Source organism: Polaribacter sp. 2405UD43-2 (assembly GCF_058147125.1).
The window spans coordinates 286,623-310,625 of record NZ_JBYVJX010000002.1 but is presented as its reverse complement, the minus strand read 5'-3'; the positions used below and the strand labels follow the sequence as shown (position 1 = coordinate 310,625).

The window sequence follows — 24,003 nt, the reverse complement described above, 5'->3', positions numbered from 1 at the left end:
AAATAATTACATCAAAATCAAGAGAATAAAACTCAGTTTTAACACTATTTCCTTAGAAACTTTTATATTTTTGGTACTATTGCTAATTGTTTGTTGTAACAAAACCAAAAAGCGTGCGTCAAACAAAACATCTATTACTAATTAAATAAAAAAATAAATGAAAAAAAGTATTTTATCATTAGCTTCAATTTTTTTGATAGTATTTGTTACAAATGCCCAAAAAGTTGAGTTTGAAGAGTATGATTTAAGTAACGGAATGCACGTTATTTTACACCAAGACAACTCTGCACCTATAGTAACTGTGGGTGTAATGTATCATGTTGGCGCAAAAGATGAAGTAGAAGGTAAAACTGGAATGGCACATTTTTATGAGCACTTGTTATTTACTGGAACAAAAAATATTAAACGCGGTAAATGGAGAGAAATTCAATCTGTAAAAGGTGGTACAGGAAACGCTAATACAAATTGGGATAGAACTTATTATTACCAAACTTATCCTTCTAACGAATTAAAATTAGCTTTATGGATGGAATCTGAAAGACTGCTACATCCTATTATTGATCAAAAAGCAATAGACACTCAAAACGAAGTTGTAAAAGAGGAAAAAAGACAACGTATGGACAACGCTCCTTACGGAAAAGTTATTTATGGTGATGTTTACAGACACCTTTTTGACAAACACAATTATGGCAGACCAATGATTGGTTATATTAAAGATTTAGACGCTTCAACACTAGAAGAATTTCAAGCTTTTTATAACAAATGGTATATGCCTAACAATGCTGTTTTAGTTATTGCTGGTAATTTTGAAAAAGCAAACACAAAATCTTTAATAAAAGATTATTTCGAAACTATACCTGCTAGAACAAAACCTAACAGAATTAAAATTATTGAGCCCGAAAGAACCAAAGAAAAACGAGTTAAAGAATACGATGCAAACATCAGAATTCCTTTAATTGATTTGGCATATTTAACGCCTTCTATGAAAGATAGAGAGGCAAAAGTTTTAGATGTTATCTCTACTGTTTTAAGCAATGGTAAAAGCTCTCGTTTGTATAAGAAATTGGTAGATGACAAGAAAAAAGCCTTACAAGCATTTTCTTTTTCTAGACAATTAGAAGATTACAGCGTGTATATTGTTGGAGCAATGCCTTTAGGAAAAACTCCTTTAGAGGATTTAATTAAAGAAATGGATGAAGAAATTGTAAAACTACAAACTGATTTAATTTCTGATAAAGATTTACAAAAAGTAAGAAACAAGTTCGAAAATCAATTTGTGGCATCTAACTCTAATGTAACAGGTATTGCAAATTCTTTAGCCAGAAACTATATGTTAGTTGGCAATACCAATAGAATTAATGAAGAATTAAATATAATAAATTCTATAACTAAAGAAGAAATTAGAGAAGTTGCTAGAAAATATTTAGCAAAAAACAGACGTGTAGTTTTAGAATATTTACCAGAATCTCAAAAGAAATAATTTAATCAAACAGAAGAAAATGAAAACGAAGATATATTCAATTATAACATTATTATTTCTATCAGTAAGCATTTCTGCGCAAGTAGATAGAACTCAAATACCCGAATCTGGACCAGCTCCAAAAATTAATTTAGGAACTCCAAAAAAGTTTACACTAAAAAACGGATTACAAGTTTTGGTTGTAGAAAACCACAAACTACCAAGAGTTTCTGTAACCCTTGATATAGACAATCCGCCAATGGCAAAAGGTGATAAAAAAGGAGTTGAAACTTTTGTTGGAGGTATGCTAGGTACGGGTTCAAAAAATATTTCTAAAGAAAAATTTGATGCAGAAGTAGATTATTTAGGTGCCAATATTTCATTTGGTTCAGAAAGTGCTTTTGCAAGTTCTTTATCAAAATATTTTCCTAGAGTTTTAGAATTAATGGCAGATGCCGCTTTTAACCCTGTGTTTACACAAGATGAGTTTAATAAACAAATGAAACAATCTTTAGATGCTATAAAATCTAATGAAAACAGTGTTTCAGCTATTGCCAGCAGAGTTGATAAATTATTAACCTATGGTAAAAATCATCCTTTTGGAGAATACACATCAGAAAAAACATTAAAAAACATTACTTTACAAGACGTAAAAGATTTGTATAATACATTGTTTAAACCTAATAACGCTTACTTAGTTATAATGGGTGATGTAGATTTTAAAACCGTTAAAAAACAAGTTTCAAAATTATTTAGCGGATGGAAAAAAGGAATTCTAAATTTTCCAACTTTACCAAAAGTTGAAAACCCAGCAACTACAGAAATAAATTTTATTAATATGCCAAATGCTGTTCAGTCTGAAATAGCTATTATTAATGCTGTTAATTTAAAAATGACCGATAAAGATTATTATGCTGCGTTGTTAGCAAATCAAATTTTAGGTGGCGGCGGAACAGGTAGAGTTTTTAAAAATCTTAGAGAAGATAAAGCCTATACTTATGGAGCCTATTCAGGAATAAGTGCAAGCAGATATGCTTCTCGTTTTAAAGCTTCTGCATCTGTTAGAAATATGGTTACTGATAGTTCTGTTGTAGAATTTATGAAAGAAATTAACAAAATAAGATACAAAAAAGCGACACCAAAAGAATTAAAAATTGCCAAAGCTAAATATGTTGGAAGTTTTGTTAGAAATGTAGAAAAACCATCAACAATAGCGAGTTACGCTTTAAACATTTTACAAAATAATTTACCTGAAGATTATTACGAAAATTATCTTAAAAATATAAATGCAGTTACTTTAGAGGATGTGCAAAATGCGGCTATTAAATACTTTAGAGGTGACAAAGCAAGAATTGTAATTACAGGTAAAGGTATTGATGTTTTAAAAAATCTTGAAAAAACAGATTATGTAATTAAGTATTTTGACAAAGAAGGAAACGCTACAGTAAAACCGCCAATGACAATTCCTGTTCCTAAAGGAATGACCGCTGCAAACGTTGTTGATAAATACATAAAAGCTATTGGTGGTAAAGACAAAGTAGCAGCAATTAAAACAACTATGATTGTTGCAAACGCTACTATACAAGGTACACCTTTGGTTTTAACATCAAAATCTTCTGCACCCAACAAAACATCACAAATAATTTCTGTGATGGGACAAGTTATGCAAAAATCTGTTTTTGATGGAACAAAAGGATATTCTGAAGCAAGAGGACAAAGAAAAGATATGGATGAAAAAGATTTAGAAAGTGCAAAAACAAAAAATACGCTTTTCCCAGATTTAAATTATACCTCTGCTAAACTTATAAGAATAGAACCTTTAGATGGTAAAAATGCTATTGTTTTACAATACAAAAAATCTGAAATCTATTATGATTTAAAAACCGGATTAAAAGTAAAACAAGTTAAAACGGTAAAAGGTCCAGGAGGAAAAGACACAAAAGTACCTACTCTTTTTTCTGATTACAAAGAAGTTAACGGAGTTAAATTCCCATATATAATTGCTCAAAAAATGGGTCCTATGGATCTAAAATTTGAAGTAAAAGAAGTTAAAGTTAATGAAGGTGTAACTGATAAAGATTTTGAATAAAAATTAATTTTTAGTTCAAGATGAAAAAGGCTGTCTGAAATGTGTCATTCTGAATGAAAATGAAGAATCTCAACAATATTAAAATTTTGATTTATAGACAATTGAGATTTTTCGACCGAGCTCAAAATGACAATAAAACCACTTTTCAAAACAGCCTTTTTTTTATTTTTTCTTATTTACTAAATACACGCCTAAAAGTATAATTACGCCAGCAAAAAATTGTATAAAACTTAATTTTTCTCCGTCTAAAACTCCCCAAAAAACAGCCACAATTGGTATTAAATAGGTTACAGAAGATGAAAAAATAGGATTGGAAATATGCACCAATTTATTAAACATTGTTTTTGCAATTCCTGTGCCAACAATAGAAAGTAAAGCTATATAACCTAGAGATTCTATACCTGTTTTATGAGCTTCAAAAGAAGTAAAAAAACCTGTAAAAACTAAAACAATTGTTGCAGGAATCAGTAATAATAAAAAATTACCTGTTGTAATTGCCAAAGCATCTAAATCGTATAAATATTTCTTTACAATGTTTACATTAAAAGCATATCCTACAGAAGCAAGTATCACCAATAAAGCATACCAGTAATTTTGATTCGGATTTAAATCTGCTCCTTTTAAAATCAATAGTAAAGTACCCACCAAACCAATTACAATACCCAAAAATTGTCTCTTTTTAAAAGAAAAACCAAAAACAATAGCTCCAAAAATAAACGTATTAAATGGAGTAAAAGAATTTAAAATTGAAACAATAGCACTATCAATTCCTAAAATTGCATACGAAAACAAAAAAACAGGAATAAAAGTTCCTAAAAGCGCTGTGTAGACAATATAAATCCAATGTTTTTTTTGTATTCTTTTAATGGATGGAAAAGCTACTATCAACAAAAAAAATGATGTAAATATCATTCTTAAAGCACCTAATTGAATTGGTGTTACTCCCAAAAGTGCTTTTTTCATTAAGATAAAAGAACTCCCCCAAACAATAGAAAGAATTATGAGATACAACCATTTTTTTTGTTGATTATTCATCTTTAGGTTTTATTTTAAGCAAAAATCCGACAAATCAATAAAAGTGAGCACTTTTATTAATAAATTTGTACAATCTTTTAATAATTAAATTTGATACCACAAAAATGTGGTTTAACAAATAATCTAAAAATCAATTTTTATGAAAACAAAAAACATATTCTTATCAATAGCTATTACTTGTTTTGTATTAGTAGGATGTAAAAAAAGTGAGCCCAAAACAACTTTACCTGTAAAAAAAGAAACCGTTTCTTTAGCAATTTCTGGGATGACTTGCGAAATTGGTTGCGCAAAAACAATTGAATCTAAATTATCTAAAAAAGAAGGCGTTTTAAATGCAAAAGTAATTTTTACAGATAGTATTGCAAATATAGAATTTGATGCAAACGCAACCTCAAAAAAAGATTTAATTGCTTTTGTTGATGGAATTGCTGGTGGAGAAATGTACAAAGCTTCTGAAAGTTCTAAAAAGCAAGCGCATAAATGTTCTGATACTTGTAAAGAAAAGTGTGAAGCTAAAAAAGAAAAAACAGCCTGTAAAGAAGATTGTAAAATGGCTTGCTGTGCTGATAAAAAAAGTTAATAAAAATGACACTCCAAGATTTTATGTAACTAGAATTCCTGAACTTGCAACAAAAAGTCAGACAAATTTTCTAAGGCCTATGCCACATTTTTGATTTGATAAAATTCTAATTCCATTTATTTAGGCGTTTTATATCCCAAAGAAGAATGCAAACGCTTTCTATTATACCATATCTTCTATATACTCAAAGACTGCTAATTTAGCTTCCCCAGTAGTCTTAAAATTTCTGTCCGAGTAAATGTAGTAACTCCAAAAGTTAGTTGAGTGTATTTTTATAATGTATTGACAGTGTTAAAACTTTTAAAAGCAGTTTGTCTTACTTTTTTACCCCACAAATTTTAGTGTTGAGTTGTTTTAATTTGATAAAAAATCTTTCAAATCTTCATAAGAATTAGCTTTAATAGCAACTTTCTTTTTATCAATTACGTTTTTTATTTGTTTAGGAATTTCAACGTTTACGGGTAAAGTTTCTTCCACAACATCTAAAAACTTAACAGGATGAGCCGTTTCTAGAAAAACTCCAAACTCATTTTCTTTTAATCCGTGTTTTTCTAATCCTAAATAGCCAACAGCTCCATGTGGATCTGCAACATAACCAGAATTTCTGTAGATTTTTTTTATTGTTTCGCGAGTTTCATCATCCGTAAAACTATAAGAAGAAAATGTACTTTTTAAAGCTTCTAAGTTATTGTTAAATAATTCTTGAATTCTGATAAAATTACTCGGGTTTCCAACATCCATTGCATTAGAAATTGTTGCTTTTGATGGTTTTGGATTGTAAACTCCATCAATTAAAAAATTAGGAACAGTATCATTTACATTGGTGGATGCAACAAAATGTTTAACAGGTAACCCTAATTTTTGTGCCATAATTCCTGCGCAGATATTTCCAAAATTTCCACTTGGTACAGAAAAAATTAAATCTTTATTTTTTGATTGCAATTCTTTATAAGCAAAGAAAAAATAAAACATTTGTGGTAACCAACGTGCAACATTTATAGAGTTTGCTGAAGTTAAAGTTCTGCTAATTTCTGTATCTAAAAAAGCAGTTTTTACCATTTCTTGGCAATCATCAAAAACGCCATCTACTTCTAAAGCTGTAATATTCTCACCTAAAGTTGTGAGTTGTTTTTCTTGTATATCACTTACTTTTCCTGATGGATATAAAATAACAACATTCACACCTTTTGCGCCTAAAAAACCATTGGCAACTGCGCCGCCAGTATCTCCAGAAGTTGCTACTAAAACCGTAACTTCATTATCATTATCTTGGTTGAAATATTCTAAACACTTTGCCATAAATTTTGCGCCAACATCTTTAAATGCCATTGTTGGACCGTGAAATAATTCTAAAGCAGCAATATTCTCATCAACTTTTACTAAAGGAAAATCAAAAGAAATTGTTTCTTTAATAATCTGTTTTAAAATATTAGTCGGAATTTCATCACCCACAAATTGTTTGATAACTTTAAAAGCAATTTCGTGATTTGAGTATTCAGAAATATTTTTTATAAAATCTTTTGAAAGTGGTGTAATGGTTTCAGGAAAATAAATTCCTCTATCTTTTGCCAAACCTTGTATAACTGCGTTTTTAAAACTTGATTTGGGCGATTTATGGTGCAAACTGTAATAGTTCATTTTTTAAAGTTTTGAGTTTTGAGTTTTGAGTTTTGAGTTGCCGATTAAACGAACAACTAAAAACTAATAACTAACAAACTATTTTATAATTTTTATTCCTTTTTGATTAATTTTTGATACGTGAACATCAAAATCTATTCCTATATTTTTATAAATTTTACTCATGCTTAGGGCAACTTTTTTCGCAGTTTTTTCTCCTTTGCTTAGCGCAAATATTGATGGTCCAGAACCTGAAATTCCGCTTCCTAAAGCGCCAGCTTTTAAAGATGCAGCTTTTACATCATCAAAACCTGGAATTAAGATAGATCTGTTAGGTTCTACAATTTCATCGTGTAAAGAATTACTGATTAAATTGTAGTTTTCTGTGTATAATCCGCTAATTAATCCGCCTAAATTACCCATTTGTTTTACGGCAGTTTTTAGGGTGACTTGTTGTTTTAAAACCGAACGTGAATCTGCTGTTTTAATTTCTATCTGCGGATGAATTACTGTTGCATATAATTTTTCTGGCGAGTTAATCTTTATAACCTCTAAAGGATTGTAACTTCTAACCAAAGTAAATCCACCTAAAATTGCAGGAGCTACATTATCTGCATGTGCAGAACCACTTGCTAATTTTTCACCTTCCATAGCAAAAGGCACTAATTCTTCTAAAGAAAAAGGTTCTCCTAATAATTTATTGATGCCAAAAACAGCTCCAGCAGCACTTGCTGCAGAGCTTCCAATTCCGCTTCCAGGTTTTATATTTTTATGAATTTCGATATCGAAACCACAATCGGATTCTACTTTTTCTAGTAAAGCCAAAGCTGCAACTCCTGCTACATTTTTACTGGTTTCTAAAGGTAAAATTTGTCCTACAATTTTACTGATACTGACTCCTTTTTGTTGGGTTTTTCTAATAATCATTTCGTCTCCAACTGTGTCTAAACACAATCCTAAAATGTCGAAACCGCAAGAAACATTGGCAATTGTAGCTGGAGCAAATATTTTTATTTTATTCATAGTTATTCAAAGATTTAAAACTCAAAGATTAAAAAATGTCATTTTAATTATTGAATTTTTCAATTCTTTAATCTTTTAATATTTACACATTTCCAATTCTAATAATATCAGCAAAAATACCAGAAGCAGTTACATCTGCACCAGCTCCAGCGCCTTTTATTAATAAAGGATTTTCTGGATATCTGTCTGTAAAAAATAAGACAATATTATCACTTCCTTCTAAATTATAAAAAGGATGATCAGCTGGTATGTGTTGTAAACCAACATTTGCTTTTCCGTTAACAAATTCTGCCACATATTTTAAACGACAATCTTTATCATTTGCTTCATTAAAAATCTGCTGAAAATGAGCTTCATTTTTTATTAAAGACGCATAAAAATCATCATTATTAGTTGTGTTTAAACTTTCTTCAGGAAGAAATGCATTTTTAGCAATGTCTTCTAATTCTAAATCATAACCACTTTCTCTGGCAAGAATTAAAATTTTTCTAGCAACATCAACGCCACTTAAATCAATTTTTGGATCGGGTTCTGTATAGCCTTCTTTTTGAGCTTGTGCAACAACATCATGAAACGTTGAATCTTCATCAAAATTATTGAAAACAAAATTTAAACTTCCCGATAAAACAGCTTGAATTTTATGAACTCTATCGCCAGAATTGATTAAATTTTTTAAGGTGTCTATAATTGGTAAACCCGCACCCACATTGGTTTCAAATAAAAAAGGTGCATTGTATTTTCTAGAAACTGCTTTTAACGTTTTATAATTGTTTAATAATGAAGCACAAGCAATTTTATTACAAGTTACAACGCCAATACTTTGTTTTAAATAATTTTCATAGATTTCTGAAACAGCTTGGTTAGCAGTGTTGTCTACAAAAACGCTATTTCTTAAATTACATTCTTTTGTTTTTTTTAAGAAATTTTCTAAACTTGTTGACTCTCCATTTTCTAAGGCTTCTTTCCAGTTTTTTAAATCTAAACCTTGGTCATTAAAAACCATTTTTCTAGAATTTGATAAACCTATAACACGAACATTTAGTTTTAAATTTTTCTTTAAAAAATCATTTTGTTGTTCTAGTTGCGCTAAAAAACGTTCGCCAACATTACCAACACCGGTTACAAATAAGTTTAGTTGTTTAATTTTTTCTTCAAAAAACTGTTCATGCAAAGTATTTAATGCTTTTTTTGCATCACTTTTATTAATAACCGCAGAAATGTTTTTTTCTGTAGAACCTTGCGCAATGGCTCTAATATTTACATTGTTTTTACCAAGTGAACTAAACATTTGTCCGCTTAAACCTTGGTGATTTTTCATATTATCGCCAACCAAAGCAATGATACATAAATCTTGTTCTAATTTAACAGGATTTACTTTTTGTTGTTGAATTTCGAATTCGAAAACTTCATCAATTATAGCTTTTGCTTTTTGAGCATCCTCATCAGAAATACCAATACAAATAGACAATTCTGAAGAAGCTTGTGTAATTAAAATAATGTTGATATTGTGTAAAGAAAGTGCTTCAAACAAACGTTTAGAAAAACCAGGAATGCCAACCATTCCACTTCCTTCTAGTGTAATTAAAGTGATGTTTTCTATATGACTAATTCCTTTTACGGGCTTTTTGTTGCTTGTTTTTTTGGCAATTAAAGTTCCTGAATCTTTAGGAGAAAAAGTGTTTTTTATTAAAATAGGAATCTCCTTTTTTAATACAGGTTGAATTGTAGGTGGATAAATAACTTTTGCGCCAAAATGCGACAATTCCATGGCTTCTTGATACGAAATATGAGCAATTGGAAACGCTTGTTTTACCACACTTGGGTTGGCAGTAAACATTCCGCTAACATCAGTCCAAATTTGTAATTCATCAGCATTTACAGCAGCAGCAATAATGGCTGCAGTATAATCAGAACCACCTCGTCCTAAAGTAGTTGTTTTTCCTTCTAGAGTTTTGGCAACAAAACCAGGAAGTAATGTTACTTGCTTATTTTCACTGTTAAAATAATCTTGTAAATTTTTATTGGTTGATGAAAAATCTACAATTGCACCCAAATAATTATCAGAAGCAATTATTAATTCTCTACTGTCTTTATAGTCAGTTTCAAACTGCAAATTTGCAGCTTTAGCAATAATGTAAGAAGACAGCAATTCACCAAAACTTGATATTTTTGCCAATGTTTTTGGTGTTAGTTCTTGCAATAAATAACAACCTTCGTAAATAGTTTCTAAATGATTAAAAAGTTGTTTTACATAGCTAATAATTGCACTCTGATTTTTTACAGGAATTAAATCTTTAATCACTCCAAAATGATGATTTTCTAATTGCTGTAAAACATCTTTATATTCTTCGTTTTTGTTTGATGCCAAATTTGCACCTTTAATTAATGCGTTTGTTGTTTTACCAAAAGCAGAAACTACCACTGCAATTTTTTGGTTTTTAGATGCTGCCTCAACAATTGCTAAGACTTTTTGTATGTTTTCTGAACTTGCGACTGATGATCCGCCAAATTTTAATACTTTCATTTTTAATGAATAGTTTGTGTGATTTATTTTTTATTGTGTTTGTTTTGATGTTTTTCAGAACAATAATTAACCTGTGATAATATGATATAGCTAAAACCCCTAAAGGGTAATTATAGTAGTAGATGTGCGAAAAATTGTGCGCATAGAAGTGCCAACTACATTTGTAGTTTTTGTAGAATTAGTGTGTGTGTTAGAATAATTCACTATGCAAAAATAATAGTATTATTTAATTTAAAGCGCTTAAGTAAAGATTAATTTGATAAATATAATCAATTAATATATAATTGATAAAAAACATCTATTTTAAATATCAATTTAGTGTTATTTAGAGAACAGGTTTGCTTTTTCTTTAATAACTAAGGCAATGGTTTTATTTTGAATTTTGCTTTCTAACCAAGATAAAATATCTAAATATAAAAAGGCTCTTTTTTCATAAGGATGATTCTCAAACACTTTTAATTTAGCATAAATTTTCTTGAATTCATTCTTAATTTCGTGCGGAAAAACATCACTTAAATCTTTAATAGAAGTCAAAAATACTTTTTGAACTTCTTGTAAGTTTTCCATTTTTAAAAGAAATTTGTAAGTGTCTACAAATTGTCTTTCTAGGTCGTAATCTAAACCACATTCATAATGCGCAATTAAATTTAAAATGCGCGCAAAACACTGTAAATCTTCAGCAGAACTTAAGTTTTTAGAATGTATTATTTTTTGTAAATATGCAATGCAAAGTTTGTTTTTACCCATACCAAAATACAAACAAGCAATTTTATAATAGAATAAAACTACATAATGGTTGTCAAGTCTGTTTTTATATTTTTCAATTTTATTATTGATAATATCAACCAAATATTCACCCTTTTCAAAAGAACCTTCTAAGAAATGTAAATGCAATTTGTTAGAATAGAAATACAAGAAAATTAGCAATTCTGTATTGGTATTCATAGGAATTGATTTTTGATCAATTTCAGATTCAAAAGAGATTAATTCTTTCTTAAAAACAGTAACATTTTTAATTAAAAAAGAAGCTTCTAAAAGATAATTTTTCGATTTTAAATAAAAAACAGGATGTAAATTTATCAACTTAGCGCTAATAAATAAATCAACACATTTACGAGCATATTTATAGCTCAATAAAAAATCTTGAATTAAAAAACTACGCCAAAGATGTGCTTTATAGAGCCATAATTTTTCTCTAAAACCTAAATTTTGATACTCATATTTAGGCATTCTGTCATTAAAATATGTATTGATAAACTGTAATTCTTTTTCATTTTTTACATACCCATTTTGCAGTAAATGGCTGTATAATTGTAACGATAGATTAGATAACTTACTGGCAATTACATTATGTTGGCTAAGCTCTTTTGCTTGAACAGAAAGTTGGTCTGCTCTGTTGCTTAAACTTCTTGTAATGTATTGGGTTTCAATAACTTTTTCGAGTTCTACAATTTCGTAAGCAATATTTTTTTCCTCATTATCTAAAGCCATATTTTTGGCTTTATCTAGCAGTTTTAAGCTTTGTTTGTACAGTCCTTTTTGATATAAAACTGTGGCAAAATCTAATTGTTCTCTAATTTGAATTCGTACATTTTTATGAGCAGGATTCAAACGCAAACTAATTAAAATCTGTTTATATAAATGCGCTTTTAAATTTGATAATTGTTGTTTAGATACAATACCACTTCCTATAATTACTTTTTCATCATAAGATTTTAGCTTTTCTAAAAATTTAAATAACGAAAAAAACTTAGCGTCAATATTACCACCTAACCTACCTACATATAAATTAAATTGCCGCTTTTCTGATTTAGTTAAAGATTTAATTAAAACAAAAAGAGCATCATTTTGAGAATTGGCTGATGTAACACTTTTACTCATAAAAAATTAAAAATCAAATAGTTATGTTTTTTTAAATGCTATTAGAAATCGTACAGTTTGGTAAAAATAACTATTTATTTTTATCTCAATATATACATTTGAGTTTAATTAAGATAATCTTTACAAAGTATGCAAGATAATATAGTACAAATTTTTGACACAACATTAAGAGATGGTGAGCAGGTTCCTGGTTGTAAGTTAGATACAAAACAAAAATTAGTAATTGCTGAAAGGTTAGATGTATTAGGTGTAAATGTAATAGAAGCTGGTTTTCCTGTTTCTAGTCCTGGTGATTTTAATTCAGTTACAGAAATTGCAAAAATTGTAAAAAATGCAACCGTTTGTGGTTTAACTCGTGCTGTAGAAAATGATATAAAAGTTGCTGCAGAAGCTCTTAAATATGCAAAACATCCAAGAATACATACAGGTATTGGTACGAGCGATTCTCATATAAAATTTAAATTTAATTCATCAAGAGAAAAAGTAATAGAACGTGCTGTTAAAGCAGTTTCTTACGCAAAATCTTTTGTAGAAGATGTAGAGTTTTATGCAGAAGATGCTGGTAGAACCGATAATGAGTTTTTAGCAAAAGTTTGTGAAGAAGTTATTAAAGCCGGCTCAACTGTGTTAAACATTCCAGATACAACAGGTTATTGTTTGCCAGAAGAGTATGGGGCAAAAATGAAATATTTACGTGAAAACGTAAAAGGTATAGAAAATGTAATTCTTTCTTGTCATTGTCATAACGATTTGGGTATGGCAACAGCAAACTCAATTGCAGGTGTAATTAATGGTGCACGTCAAATAGAATGTACTGTTAACGGAATTGGAGAAAGAGCAGGAAACACAGCTTTAGAAGAAGTGGTAATGGTTTTAAAACAGCATCCATATTTAAACTTAGAAACCAGTATCAATACAAAATTGTTGTATGATACAAGTATGATGGTTAGAGAAAGTATGGGAATGCCTGTACAGCCAAACAAAGCAATTGTGGGTGCAAATGCATTTGCGCATAGTTCTGGAATTCATCAAGATGGAGTGATAAAAAACAGAGAAACATACGAAATTATGAATCCTGAAGATGTTGGAGTTACAGAAAGTGCCATTGTTTTAACAGCCAGAAGTGGTAGAGCCGCTTTAGCCTACAGAGCAAAAAAGATTGGTTACGAATTAACCAAGGTTCAATTAGACATCGCCTACACCGCTTTCTTAAAAACTGCAGATCAACAAAAAGAAGTAAAAGATGAAGATATTCATGATATTATGAAAGTTGTGAGTAAAACATCAAAAATATTAATGGCATAAAGTAAGTAAACTTTGTCATCAATGGTGGCTGTTTTTTTTAATTAAAAGTTTAAGATAAATAGCTACCTTTGATAAGACAAGAATCTTAGATAATATTAACAATGAAATATACAATTGCTGTAATTCCTGGAGATGGTATTGGACCCGAAGTAATCAATCAAGCAAAAAAAGCATTAGACGCTATTGCTGAAGTGTATGACCATATTTTTTTATACAAAGAAGCTCAAATGGGGGCTTGTGCAATTGAAAAAACTGGAAATCCATTGCCAGAAGAAACTATAGAGATTTGTAAAAATTCTGATGCTATTTTATTTGGTGCAATTGGCGATCCAAAATACGATAAAGACCCAACTATAAAGATAAGACCAGAGCAAGGGTTGTTAAATTTAAGAAAAAAATTAGACCTTTTTTGTAACATTAATCCAGTAAAAGCTTACGATCAATTAATAAAAAAATCTCCTTTAAGAAGAGAAATTATTAAAGGAACAGATATTGTTATTTTTAGAGAATTAACTAGCGGAATTTATTTTGGTAAAAAAGAGTTAAGTAAAGATGGTAAAACGGCTTATGATGTTAAATCCTATTCAGTAGATGAGATTTCTAGAATTACTCATTTAGCATTTAAAGCTTCTAAAAGTAGAAAGAAAAAAGTAACACTAATAGATAAATCTAATGTATTAGAAACGTCACGTTTGTGGAGAAAAACTGTTACAGAAATAGCCAAAGAATACAAAGACATAGAATTAGAATATTTATATGCAGATAATGCAGCTATGAAACTAATTTTAAATCCTAAAAAGTTTGATGTAATTCTAACAGATAATTTATTCGGAGATATTTTTTCTGACGAAGCAAGTGTAATATCGGGTTCAATAGGTTTATTGGCATCTTCTTCAATTGGAGATGAAAACGCTTTGTTTGCTCCAGTTCACGGAACTTTCTCAGAAGCAAAAGGTAAAGATATTGCAAACCCTTTAGCGTCTATTTTGTCAGCAGCAATGCTTTTAGAACATTTAGGATTGAATGAGGAAGCAGATGCAATAGAGAGAGCAGTAGAAAAATCTTTAGATTTAAATTTAACCACAGAAGACTTAAAAGGTAAAAATAAATATTATGCACTTACTTCTAAAGTAGGAGATTTTATTGCAGATTATATTTTAAATCAAGACGACAGTACTATGAATTTTAAAAATATTCATATGGGACAAAGTACCATCATTTAAAAAACAGGAATCTATTTTTTTAGAAGCTTTTCCAGCTTTTCACTATATCTTTTTTTCGTTCCTCAAAAAAGGATGCCGTTTCAATCTGGGCTAAACTTGTTTGCGAGCTTTTAGAAAATAAAAATAAAAAAAAATGAATTTTAAATAAAAAATTACAATATTTGTCACTCAGAATGAAAAAACAAATCGTAAATATTATTTCTATTATCGTTGTCATCGTAATTATTATGGTGTGATAAGGAAGTGATATTTATACATAAATTTTAAATAGAACCTTCCTGTAAAACGGAAGGTTTTTTGTTGCATTTATTTTAACAATTGAACATCATAGTAGAGTTTTTGTAAGTGTCTGTAATTTAGTTTTTTATGGTGTTTTTTTAACAATTGAAAGTAAAGGTAAGTATTCAATTTAATTCAAATAAAATAGAGAAACATAGTAATTTTGATAACAAAACGAAGAAACCATTAAATGAAACTAAATAAGCACAGTAGCAGATTAACCCAAGACGAATCTCAACCAGCATCTCAAGCTATGTTGTATGCTGTAGGTTTAACAGATGAAGATATGCAAAAAGCGCAAGTAGGAATTGCGAGCACAGGTTATGATGGTAACCCATGCAATATGCATTTAAATAGCTTAAAAGACGAGGTTAAAGTCGAGTGTAAAATTGCAGATTTAGTTGGTTTAGGGTTCAATACAATTGGTGTCTCAGACGGAATTTCTATGGGAACTTCTGGTATGAATTATTCGTTAGTTTCTAGAGATATTATTGCAGATTCTATAGAAACGGTTATGAATGCGCAAAGTTACGATGGCTTAATTGCTATTGTTGGTTGCGATAAAAATATGCCAGGTGCACTAATGGCAATGTTGCGTTTAAACAGACCATCAATTATGATGTATGGAGGTACAATTGCCTCAGGAAATTACAAAGGAAGAAAACTAAATATTGTTTCTGCTTTCGAAGCTTTAGGTCAAAAAGTTGCTGGCGAAATTGAAGAAGAAGAATACAGAGAAATCATTAAAAGAGCCATTCCAGGTGCAGGTGCTTGTGGCGGTATGTATACTGCAAATACAATGGCTTCTGCCATAGAATGTATGGGTTTTGCATTGCCATACAATTCATCCATTCCTGCAGAAAATCCTAATAAATTATCAGAATCAGAAAGAACAGCAAGAGCCATAAAAAATCTATTAGAATTAGATTTAAAACCTTTAGATATCATTTCTAAAAAATCGATAGAAAATGCAATTGCTTTGGTAAATGCTTTAGGAGGTTCTACCAATGCAGTCTTACACTTTTTAGCCATTGCACACACTGCTGATATCGAATTTACTTTAGAAGATTTTCAAAGAGTTTCAGACAGAACCCCATTAATTGCTGACTTAAAACCGTCAGGAAAATACTTAATGGAAGATGTGCATGGCGTTGGTGGTACACCTGCAATAATGAAATATTTGTTAGACAACGGTTTTTTACACGGAGATTGTTTAACAGTAACTGGTAAAACATTAGCTGAAAATTTAGCTGATGTTGATGCAATGGAATTTGAAGACCAAGATGTAATTTATCCAACAGATAAAGCTTTAAAATCATCAGGAAACTTACAAATTTTATACGGTAATCTTGCCGAAGAAGGAGCAGTCGCAAAAATATCAGGTAACGAAGGCTTGCTGTTTGAAGGTAAAGCTGTGGTTTATGATGGAGAACAAGCTGCAAATACAGGAATTTCAAACGGTGAAGTAGAAAAAGGAGATGTAGTCGTCATTAGATATGTAGGTCCAAAAGGTGGTCCAGGAATGCCAGAAATGTTAAAACCAACGTCTTTAATTATGGGCGCAGGTTTAGGTAAATCTGTCGCATTAATTACAGATGGTCGTTTTTCTGGAGGAACACACGGTTTTGTGGTAGGTCATATTACACCAGAAGCACAATCTGGAGGAACCATTGGAATTTTAAAAACAGGAGACAAAATTAGAATTAGTGCAGAAGATAACACTATTAATGTTTTAATTTCTGATGAAGAATTGGCAGAAAGAAAAGCAAATTGGCAAGCTCCAGAACCGAAACACAAAAAAGGAATTTTATACAAATACGCAAAAACAGTAGCATCTGCCTCTAAAGGATGTGTTACTGATTTGTAAAATAGAAGAAAAGAGAGGATAGAAAATAGAAAAAAGACGTTAGATAGGAAAGTCTTTGTTCTTTTATCTCTATTCTTTCATCTAAAAATAAAAGAATGGAAACACAAACCATAAAAAACACAAAAAAATCGACCAAAACTACAGAACGTATTTCTGGTAGTGAAGCAATTGTTAGATGTTTAATCGAAGAAGGAGTAGCTATTTTATACGGATATCCTGGAGGCGCAATTATGCCTGTGTATGATGAATTATTCAAATATCAAGATAAAATTCATCACGTATTAACACGCCATGAACAAGGCGCAACACATTCTGCCCAAGGATATGCAAGAATTTCTGGTAAAGTTGGTGTAGCTATTGCTACTTCTGGTCCGGGAGCCACCAATTTAATTACCGGTATTGCAGATGCACAAATAGATTCAACTCCAATGGTTTGCATTACAGGTCAAGTAGGGTCGCATTTATTAGGTTCTGATGCGTTTCAAGAAACAGATATTGTGGGGATTTCTACACCTGTTACAAAATGGAATTGTCAAATTACAAAAGCCTCTGATATTCCAGAAGTAATGGCTAAAGCTTTTTACATAGCAAAAAGCGGTAGACCAGGTCCTGTTTTAATTGATATTACAAAGGATGCTCAGTTTGAAGAATTCGATTTTTCTTATGAAAAATGTACAAAAGTAAGGAGTTATAATCCGGTACCAGAAACAGAAATAGCTTCTGTAGAAGCTGCTGCTAAGTTGATGAATAATGCTAAAAAACCATTAATAGTTTGGGGGCAAGGCGTTATTTTAAGTGAAGCTGAAAAACAACTAAAAGCAGTAATAGAAAAAGCAGGAATTCCTGCTGCGTGGACAATTTTAGGAGCATCAGCAATTCCTACTTCACATCCTTTAAATGTAGGTATGGTGGGTATGCACGGAAATTACGCACCCAATATTTTAACCAATGAATGCGATGTTTTAATTGCCATAGGAATGCGTTTTGACGATAGAGTTACTGGTAACTTAGCAACGTATGCAAAACAAGCAAAAGTGATTCATTTTGAAATTGATCCAGCAGAAATAGATAAAAATGTAAAAACAGATGTTGCTGTTTTAGGTGATGCAAAAACAAGTTTAGATTTATTGTTACCATTATTAAGAAAAAATTCTCATCAAGAGTGGCATCAAAAGTTTAAAGATTTGTACAAAATTGAATATGAGAAAGTAATCAAAAATGATTTGTACCCTACAAAAGAAGGCTTAACAATGGCAGAGGTGTTAAAAGAAATCAACATACAAAGTAAAGGTAAAGCTGCAATTGTAAGCGATGTTGGCCAGCATCAAATGATTGCTTGTAGATATGCAGATTTTAACGTGTCTAAAAGCAACATTACTTCTGGTGGTTTAGGCACTATGGGCTTTGGCTTGCCAGCAGCAATTGGTGCAAAAATGGCGGCTCCAGAGCGCGAAGTAGTTTCAATTTCTGGTGATGGAGGTTACCAAATGACCATTCAGGAATTAGGTACTATTTTTCAACAAAGATTAGCTTTAAAAGTGGTAGTTTTAAATAATGATTTTTTAGGAATGGTACGTCAATGGCAACAATTGTTTTTTGATAAACGTTATGCATCCACAGAAATGACAAATCCTAATTTTGTGGCAATTGCAGAAGGGTATTATATAAAAGCTAAGAAAGTTACCAAAAGAGAAGAATTAGCAGAAGCTGTTAAAGAAATGATGGAGAGTAAAGAAGCGTATTTCTTAGAGGTTTGTGTAGAAAAAGAGGATAATGTTTTTCCGATGATTCCTACAGGAGCAAGTGTTTCAGATATAAGATTAGAGTAGATTTAGTTGTTAGTTCTTGATTAGTGAACTTTTCAACTTTATAACTTTCAACTTTAAACAGTAAAAAATGAGTACAGAAAAACAACTATTTACAGTATCAATTTATACAGAAAATAATATAGGATTGTTGAACAGAATTTCAGCAATTTTTCAAAGAAGACATATTAATATAGAAAGTTTAAATACATCTCCATCAGAAATTGAAGGCGTTTCTAAATTTACTCTTGTTGTGTATATGACAGAGGTAAATATTAAGAAAATTATTGGTCAGCTAGAAAAGCAAGTAGAGGTAATTAAAGCCTATTATCATAATGATGAAGAAACTATTTATCAAGTTTCTGGTTTGTTTAAAATTAAGTCAGAATTATTGTTCGAAGAACGTCAAATACAAAACATTATAAAAGAAAGTAACGCCAGAATTGTTACGGTGAACAAAGATTTTTTTGTGCTAGAAAAATCTGGTAAAAAAGAAGAAATTGTAAAATTATACAATCAATTAAGCGTTTTCGGTATTATGCAATACACACGTTCAGGTAGAATTGCAGTAACAAAACAAGAAATGAAAATTTCATCAATATTAAAAACATACAACAACTAAGAATAAGATAAAAGAACTTAGATTTTAGAAAATAGATATTACGTGTACAAATCTTTGTTCTTATCAAAAAAACTAAAACAAAAAAAATGTCAAATTATTTTAACACATTAACATTAAGAGAGAAATTAGAACAATTAGGTAAATGTCGTTTTATGGACGCTTCAGAATTTGAAGACGGCGTAACCGCATTAAAAGGAAAGAAAATTGTTATTGTAGGTTGTGGAGCGCAAGGTTTAAACCAAGGTTTAAATATGAGGGATTCTGGTTTAGATATTTCTTATGCTTTACGTCAAGCAGCTATAGACCAAAAAAGAGATTCTTTTAAAAATGCATCTTCTAACGGATTTACCGTTGGAACTTATGAAGAATTATTGCCAACAGCAGATTTGGTTATCAACCTAACACCAGACAAACAACACACCAATGTTGTAAAAGCAGTAATGCCTTTAATGAAAAAAGGAGCAACTTTATCATATTCTCACGGTTTTAATATTGTTGAAGAAGGAATGCAAATCCGTAAGGATTTAACCGTAATTATGGTGGCGCCAAAATGCCCTGGTTCTGAAGTTAGAGAAGAATATAAAAGAGGATTTGGCGTACCAACATTAACGGCTGTTCACCCAGAAAACGACCCAGAAGGTAAAGGTTGGGCACAAGCAAAAGCCTATGCAGTAGCAACAGGTGGTCATAGAGCTGGGGTTTTAGAATCTTCTTTTGTGGCTGAGGTAAAATCAGATTTAATGGGAGAGCAAACTATACTTTGTGGTTTGTTGCAAACAGGTGCCATTTTATCTTTTGATAAAATGGTAGAAGAAGGAATTGAGCCTGATTATGCTGCAAAATTAATTCAATATGGTTGGGAAACAGTGACTGAAGCTTTAAAACACGGTGGAATTACAAATATGATGGACAGATTGTCTAACCCTGCCAAAGTGGAAGCGTTTAGACTTTCTGAAGAATTAAAAGACATTATGCGTCCGTTATTTCAAAAACATATGGACGATATTATGACAGGTCATTTCTCTAAAACAATGATGCAAGACTGGGCTAATGATGATGTTAACTTATTAAAATGGAGAGCTGCAACAGGAGAAACTGCATTCGAAAAACAACAAATTACCAATCAAGAAATCTCGGAACAAGAATACTTTGACCACGGAACCTTATTAGTTGCTTTTGTAAGAGCGGGTGTAGAACTAGCGTTTGAAGCAATGACAGAATCAGGTATTATAAATGCTTCTGCTTACTATGAATCTTTACACGAAACACCATTAATTGCCAACACCATTGCAAGAATGAAATTGGCAGAAATGAATCGTGTAATTTCTGATACTGCAGAATATGGTTGCTATTTATTCGATCACGCGTGTAAACCATTATTAACTGATTTTATGAAAACCGTTTCTACAAATGTAATTGGTAAAAAGTATTCAGATTCTAATGAGGTTGATAACAAAGAGCTGATTCGAGTTAATGCGATTATTAGAAATCATCCTGTAGAAAAAATAGGAGCAGAATTAAGAGCTTCTATGACAGCAATGAAAGTAATAAAATCTGCATAAACACAAAAGATTTTAAAAATTTAAAACCTGTCAAAATTTAAAGTTTGGCAGGTTTCTTTTTACAGATAAAAGATGCCAGCAAAACAAATTTATTTTCCGAGTTTAGAAATTGTAAAGCAAGCTGCTAAAAATTTAAAAGGAGTTGCTGCTAAAACACCTTTAAGTAAAAATTACAATCTTTCTAAAGAATTAGAAGCTAATATTTTCTTTAAAAGAGAAGATTTACAAGTAGTTCGTTCCTATAAAATTAGAGGCGCTTACAATAAAATGTCTTCTTTAAATGATGATGAAAAACAACGAGGAATTGTTTGCGCAAGTGCAGGAAATCACGCACAAGGAGTTGCTTTGTCTTGTAAGTTGTTGCAGATAAAAGGAACCATTTTTATGCCATCGCCAACACCAAATCAGAAAATAAACCAAGTAAAAATGTTTGGCGAAAATTTTATAGATGTGGTTATTAATGGTGATACTTTTGATGATGCATATAATGCTGCTATAAAAGAATGTGATGCAAAAAATAAAAGTTTTATTCATCCTTTTAATGATAAAAAAGTAATAGAAGGTCAAGCAACTGTTGGGTTAGAAATATTAGAACAATCTGTAAAAAAAATCGATTATATTTTTATTCCTGTTGGTGGTGGAGGCTTATCTGCAGGATTGTCATCCGTCTTTAAAAATCGATCACCAGAAACAAAAATAATTGGGGTTGAGCCAGAAGGAGCTCCCTCAATGTTAACATCTATCAGAAATAAAAAAAATACTACATTACAAAAAATTGATTCTTTTGTAGATGGTGCAGCAGTTAAAAAAGTGGGCGATTTAAACTTTGCTATTTGTCAACAGAATTTAGAGGAAGTAATTACAGTTCCTGAAGGAAAAATCTGTCAGACAATTTTAGATTTATACAACAAAGATGCCATTGTTGTAGAACCTGCTGGCGCGTTAAGTATTGCTGCATTAGATTTTTTTGCTGACAAAATAAAGGGTAAAAACGTAGTTTGTGTGGTTAGCGGAAGTAATAACGACATCACAAGAACTGCAGAAATTAAAGAACGTGCTTTGTTATATGCCAATTTAAAACATTATTTTATTGTAAAATTTCCGCAAAGAGCAGGGGCTTTAAAAGAGTTTGTAGCAGAAATTTTAGGTCCAAATGATGACATTACACATTTTGAATATACCAAAAAAAATAACAGAACAAATGGTGCTGCTGTTGTTGGTTTAGAATTAAAATCTTCAAAAGATTTGGCACCTCTAATTCAACGAATGAAAGAAAATAACTTTTTTGGTGATTACCTAAATGATAAACCCGATTTGTTTCAGTTTTTAGTGTAAAAACCAATGAATCAATCATTAAAACTCGAAAACCTTTTCGTGATTTGTAGTAGATAAATCGTGTTATATCTTACAATTTTTGTTAATTTGAAACGGATAAATAACAATTTATGAAAACAAAGTTTACAGAAATTCCAGAAGCATATAAAATAACATCACTTTTACATCAAAAAACATATTTAATTGCAGGTGAATTAAGAGAGTGGAAAGGAGAAATGGCTGAAGTATATTCAACAATTTCTTCAACTAAAGAATACAAACCAACCTTATTAGGAACCGTTCCTAATTTAACAGGTTATGAAGCTATAGAAGCTTTAAACTCTGCTTATAGAGCCTATGATAAAGGGCAAGGTTTGTGGCCAACAATGCGTGTTGCAGACAGAATAGAATGTATGGAAGAATTTGCTGAGCAAATGAAAACCAAACGCGATGAAGTGGTAAAGTTATTAATGTGGGAAATTGGAAAATCGTTACCAGATTCTGAAAAAGAATTCGATAGAACTGTAGAATATATTTACGATACGATTGAAGATTACAAGCAAATGGATAGAAATTCTGCAAAGTTTGAGAAAAACAGCGGAGTTTATGCTCATGTTAGACGTGGACCTTTAGGGGTTGTTTTATGTTTAGGACCTTATAATTATCCTTTAAATGAAACTTTTGCATTGTTGATTCCTGCTTTAATTATGGGGAATACTACTGTTTTTAAGCCAGCAAAACACGGAGTTTTATTGCTATCGCCATTACTAGAGGCTTTTCAAAATTCTTTTCCAGAAGGTGTCGTAAACATTATTTATGGTAGAGGCCGTGTTTTAGCTACACCAATAATGAAAACAGGAAAAGTTGATGTGTTGGCTTTGATTGGAAACAGTAAATCTGCCAATGCAATTCAGGCAAATCATCCTTATAAAAATAGATTGCGTTTGGTCTTAGGTTTAGAGGCTAAAAACCCAGGAATTGTGTTGCCAGATGCAGATTTAGATTTGGCAATTAACGAATGTATTACAGGTTCTACTTCTTTTAACGGACAACGTTGTACAGCTTTAAAAGTATTGTATGTACACGAACATATTGTAGATAAATTCAACAAACGTTTTGCCGAAAGAATAGACGCCTTAAAATTTGGAAATCCTTGGGAAGAAGGTGTAAAACTAACACCTTTACCAGAACCAAGTAAACCAGCATATATTCAAGAATTGATTGATGATGCTACTGCAAAAGGGGCAAAAGTGATGAATAAAAAAGGAGGAGATACCACTGAAAATTACATTTTTCCAGCAGTTTTATATCCTGTAAATAAAGAGATGAGAGTGTATCAAGAAGAACAATTTGGACCTGTAGTTCCTGTCGTTTCTTTTAAAAACATTCAAGAACCTTTAGATGATATGGCAGAGTCTAATTACGGACAACAAGTAAGTGTTTTTGGTAGCGAAGTAAAAACGTTAGCACCTTTAATAGATACTTTGGTAAACTTGGTGTGTAGAGTAAACTTAAATAGTGCTGCTCAACGTGGGCCAGATGTGTATCCGTTTACAGGAAGAAAAGATTCAGCGGTATCAACTTTAAGTGTACACGATGCTTTGCGTTCTTTTTCTATTAGAACTTTTGTTGCTTCTAAAGACACAGAATACAATAATGCAATTTTAGAAGAATTGTTAGATAAAAAAGCATCTAATTTTATCAGTACAGATTATATTTTGTAATAAAATTAGAGTTTTTAGATATTAAAAAACTCTGGAAAATCGAGGTTTTTTTCGCTAACGGTCTTGTGTATGAAACGTAGCGTATAAATAAACG

The 24,003-nt window shown here is 30.8% G+C and carries 17 protein-coding genes; 11 read left to right on the top strand and 6 right to left on the bottom strand.

All coding sequences use genetic code 11. From position 1 onward, the window contains the following. The first annotated feature begins 157 nt into the window (after positions 1-157). Entirely contained in the window at positions 158-1,480 is a 1,323-nt protein-coding gene (locus tag ACY2RX_RS04610; RefSeq protein ID WP_490102790.1) for a M16 family metallopeptidase, read from the top strand. A 19-nt stretch (positions 1,481-1,499) separates the two neighbouring features. Further along, complete coding sequence (locus ACY2RX_RS04605; RefSeq protein WP_490102789.1) at positions 1,500-3,548, top strand: M16 family metallopeptidase; 2,049 nt, start codon at positions 1,500-1,502, stop codon at positions 3,546-3,548. Positions 3,549-3,710: 162 nt separating this feature from the next. Here ACY2RX_RS04605 and ACY2RX_RS04600 read toward each other — a convergent pair whose 3' ends face one another. Beyond that, entirely contained in the window at positions 3,711-4,583 is an 873-nt protein-coding gene (locus ACY2RX_RS04600) for a DMT family transporter (protein ID WP_490102788.1), read from the bottom strand. A 139-nt stretch (positions 4,584-4,722) separates the two neighbouring features. On the opposite strand from ACY2RX_RS04600, the gene ACY2RX_RS04595 reads away from it, so the two are divergent. Beyond that, positions 4,723-5,163 carry a cation transporter gene (locus ACY2RX_RS04595; protein ID WP_490102787.1) on the top strand — a complete coding sequence of 147 codons (441 nt, stop codon included), beginning with the start codon at positions 4,723-4,725 and terminating at the stop codon, positions 5,161-5,163. Between the two features lie 116 nt (positions 5,164-5,279). Here the strand turns inward: ACY2RX_RS04595 and ACY2RX_RS04590 are convergent, their stop codons facing one another. The 5 genes from ACY2RX_RS04590 to ACY2RX_RS04570 form a co-directional block, all read right to left on the bottom strand. After that, positions 5,280-5,336, bottom strand: coding sequence for an integrase core domain-containing protein (locus ACY2RX_RS04590; RefSeq protein WP_490102917.1), 57 nt, complete (start codon positions 5,334-5,336; stop codon positions 5,280-5,282). A gap of 181 nt (positions 5,337-5,517) precedes the next feature. After that, complete coding sequence (gene thrC, locus ACY2RX_RS04585) at positions 5,518-6,801, bottom strand: threonine synthase (RefSeq protein ID WP_490102786.1); 1,284 nt, start codon at positions 6,799-6,801, stop codon at positions 5,518-5,520. Between the two features lie 78 nt (positions 6,802-6,879). Further along, the gene (locus tag ACY2RX_RS04580) at positions 6,880-7,803 is read right to left on the bottom strand and encodes a homoserine kinase (protein WP_490102785.1); all 924 of its coding nucleotides are present in this window, start codon (positions 7,801-7,803) and stop codon (positions 6,880-6,882) included. A gap of 82 nt (positions 7,804-7,885) precedes the next feature. Beyond that, complete coding sequence (gene thrA / locus ACY2RX_RS04575; protein WP_490102784.1) at positions 7,886-10,327, bottom strand: bifunctional aspartate kinase/homoserine dehydrogenase I; 2,442 nt, start codon at positions 10,325-10,327, stop codon at positions 7,886-7,888. A 321-nt stretch (positions 10,328-10,648) separates the two neighbouring features. Then, positions 10,649-12,208: a hypothetical protein gene (locus ACY2RX_RS04570; protein WP_490102783.1), complete on the bottom strand. Its 1,560-nt coding sequence runs from the start codon at positions 12,206-12,208 to the stop codon at positions 10,649-10,651. Positions 12,209-12,337: 129 nt separating this feature from the next. On the opposite strand from ACY2RX_RS04570, the gene ACY2RX_RS04565 reads away from it, so the two are divergent. The 8 genes from ACY2RX_RS04565 (at position 12,338) to ACY2RX_RS04530 (ending at position 23,909) form a co-directional block, all read left to right on the top strand. Continuing rightward, positions 12,338-13,513 carry a 2-isopropylmalate synthase gene (locus ACY2RX_RS04565; protein WP_490102782.1) on the top strand — a complete coding sequence of 392 codons (1,176 nt, stop codon included), beginning with the start codon at positions 12,338-12,340 and terminating at the stop codon, positions 13,511-13,513. A 101-nt stretch (positions 13,514-13,614) separates the two neighbouring features. Beyond that, positions 13,615-14,736, top strand: a complete 1,122-nt coding sequence (gene leuB / locus ACY2RX_RS04560; RefSeq protein ID WP_490102781.1) for a 3-isopropylmalate dehydrogenase — start codon at positions 13,615-13,617, stop codon at positions 14,734-14,736. 469 nt (positions 14,737-15,205) lie between these two features. Further along, positions 15,206-16,882: a dihydroxy-acid dehydratase gene (gene ilvD, locus ACY2RX_RS04555; RefSeq protein ID WP_490102780.1), complete on the top strand. Its 1,677-nt coding sequence runs from the start codon at positions 15,206-15,208 to the stop codon at positions 16,880-16,882. Between the two features lie 95 nt (positions 16,883-16,977). Then, the gene (gene ilvB, locus ACY2RX_RS04550) at positions 16,978-18,711 is read left to right on the top strand and encodes a biosynthetic-type acetolactate synthase large subunit (protein ID WP_490102779.1); all 1,734 of its coding nucleotides are present in this window, start codon (positions 16,978-16,980) and stop codon (positions 18,709-18,711) included. A gap of 67 nt (positions 18,712-18,778) precedes the next feature. After that, a complete protein-coding gene (ilvN, locus tag ACY2RX_RS04545) occupies positions 18,779-19,309 on the top strand; it encodes an acetolactate synthase small subunit (RefSeq protein ID WP_490102778.1) in 531 nt (176 codons plus the stop codon). Positions 19,310-19,395: 86 nt separating this feature from the next. After that, positions 19,396-20,871 (top strand): ketol-acid reductoisomerase, encoded by a 1,476-nt coding sequence (gene ilvC, locus ACY2RX_RS04540; protein ID WP_490102777.1) that lies wholly within the window; start codon positions 19,396-19,398, stop codon positions 20,869-20,871. 72 nt (positions 20,872-20,943) lie between these two features. Beyond that, entirely contained in the window at positions 20,944-22,206 is a 1,263-nt protein-coding gene (gene ilvA / locus ACY2RX_RS04535) for a threonine ammonia-lyase IlvA (protein ID WP_490102776.1), read from the top strand. A 110-nt stretch (positions 22,207-22,316) separates the two neighbouring features. Then, positions 22,317-23,909: an NADP-dependent glyceraldehyde-3-phosphate dehydrogenase gene (locus tag ACY2RX_RS04530; protein ID WP_490102775.1), complete on the top strand. Its 1,593-nt coding sequence runs from the start codon at positions 22,317-22,319 to the stop codon at positions 23,907-23,909. The last annotated feature ends 94 nt before the right edge of the window (positions 23,910-24,003 follow it).

Excerpts from the sequence above, each read along its gene's own strand:
- thrC (WP_490102786.1), bottom strand. The coding sequence starts at position 6,801 with ATGAACTATTACAGTTTGCACCATAAATCGCCCAAATCAAGTTTTAAA.
- ilvC (WP_490102777.1), top strand. The coding sequence starts at position 19,396 with ATGTCAAATTATTTTAACACATTAACATTAAGAGAGAAATTAGAACAA.
- ACY2RX_RS04605 (WP_490102789.1), top strand. The coding sequence starts at position 1,500 with ATGAAAACGAAGATATATTCAATTATAACATTATTATTTCTATCAGTA.
- ACY2RX_RS04580 (WP_490102785.1), bottom strand. The coding sequence starts at position 7,803 with ATGAATAAAATAAAAATATTTGCTCCAGCTACAATTGCCAATGTTTCT.
- ACY2RX_RS04610 (WP_490102790.1), top strand. The coding sequence starts at position 158 with ATGAAAAAAAGTATTTTATCATTAGCTTCAATTTTTTTGATAGTATTT.
- leuB (WP_490102781.1), top strand. The coding sequence starts at position 13,615 with ATGAAATATACAATTGCTGTAATTCCTGGAGATGGTATTGGACCCGAA.
- ilvN (WP_490102778.1), top strand. The coding sequence starts at position 18,779 with ATGAGTACAGAAAAACAACTATTTACAGTATCAATTTATACAGAAAAT.
- ilvA (WP_490102776.1), top strand. The coding sequence starts at position 20,944 with ATGCCAGCAAAACAAATTTATTTTCCGAGTTTAGAAATTGTAAAGCAA.
- thrA (WP_490102784.1), bottom strand. The coding sequence starts at position 10,327 with ATGAAAGTATTAAAATTTGGCGGATCATCAGTCGCAAGTTCAGAAAAC.
- ACY2RX_RS04565 (WP_490102782.1), top strand. The coding sequence starts at position 12,338 with ATGCAAGATAATATAGTACAAATTTTTGACACAACATTAAGAGATGGT.
- ACY2RX_RS04600 (WP_490102788.1), bottom strand. The coding sequence starts at position 4,583 with ATGAATAATCAACAAAAAAAATGGTTGTATCTCATAATTCTTTCTATT.
- ilvD (WP_490102780.1), top strand. The coding sequence starts at position 15,206 with ATGAAACTAAATAAGCACAGTAGCAGATTAACCCAAGACGAATCTCAA.
- ACY2RX_RS04570 (WP_490102783.1), bottom strand. The coding sequence starts at position 12,208 with ATGAGTAAAAGTGTTACATCAGCCAATTCTCAAAATGATGCTCTTTTT.
- ACY2RX_RS04595 (WP_490102787.1), top strand. The coding sequence starts at position 4,723 with ATGAAAACAAAAAACATATTCTTATCAATAGCTATTACTTGTTTTGTA.
- ACY2RX_RS04530 (WP_490102775.1), top strand. The coding sequence starts at position 22,317 with ATGAAAACAAAGTTTACAGAAATTCCAGAAGCATATAAAATAACATCA.
- ilvB (WP_490102779.1), top strand. The coding sequence starts at position 16,978 with ATGGAAACACAAACCATAAAAAACACAAAAAAATCGACCAAAACTACA.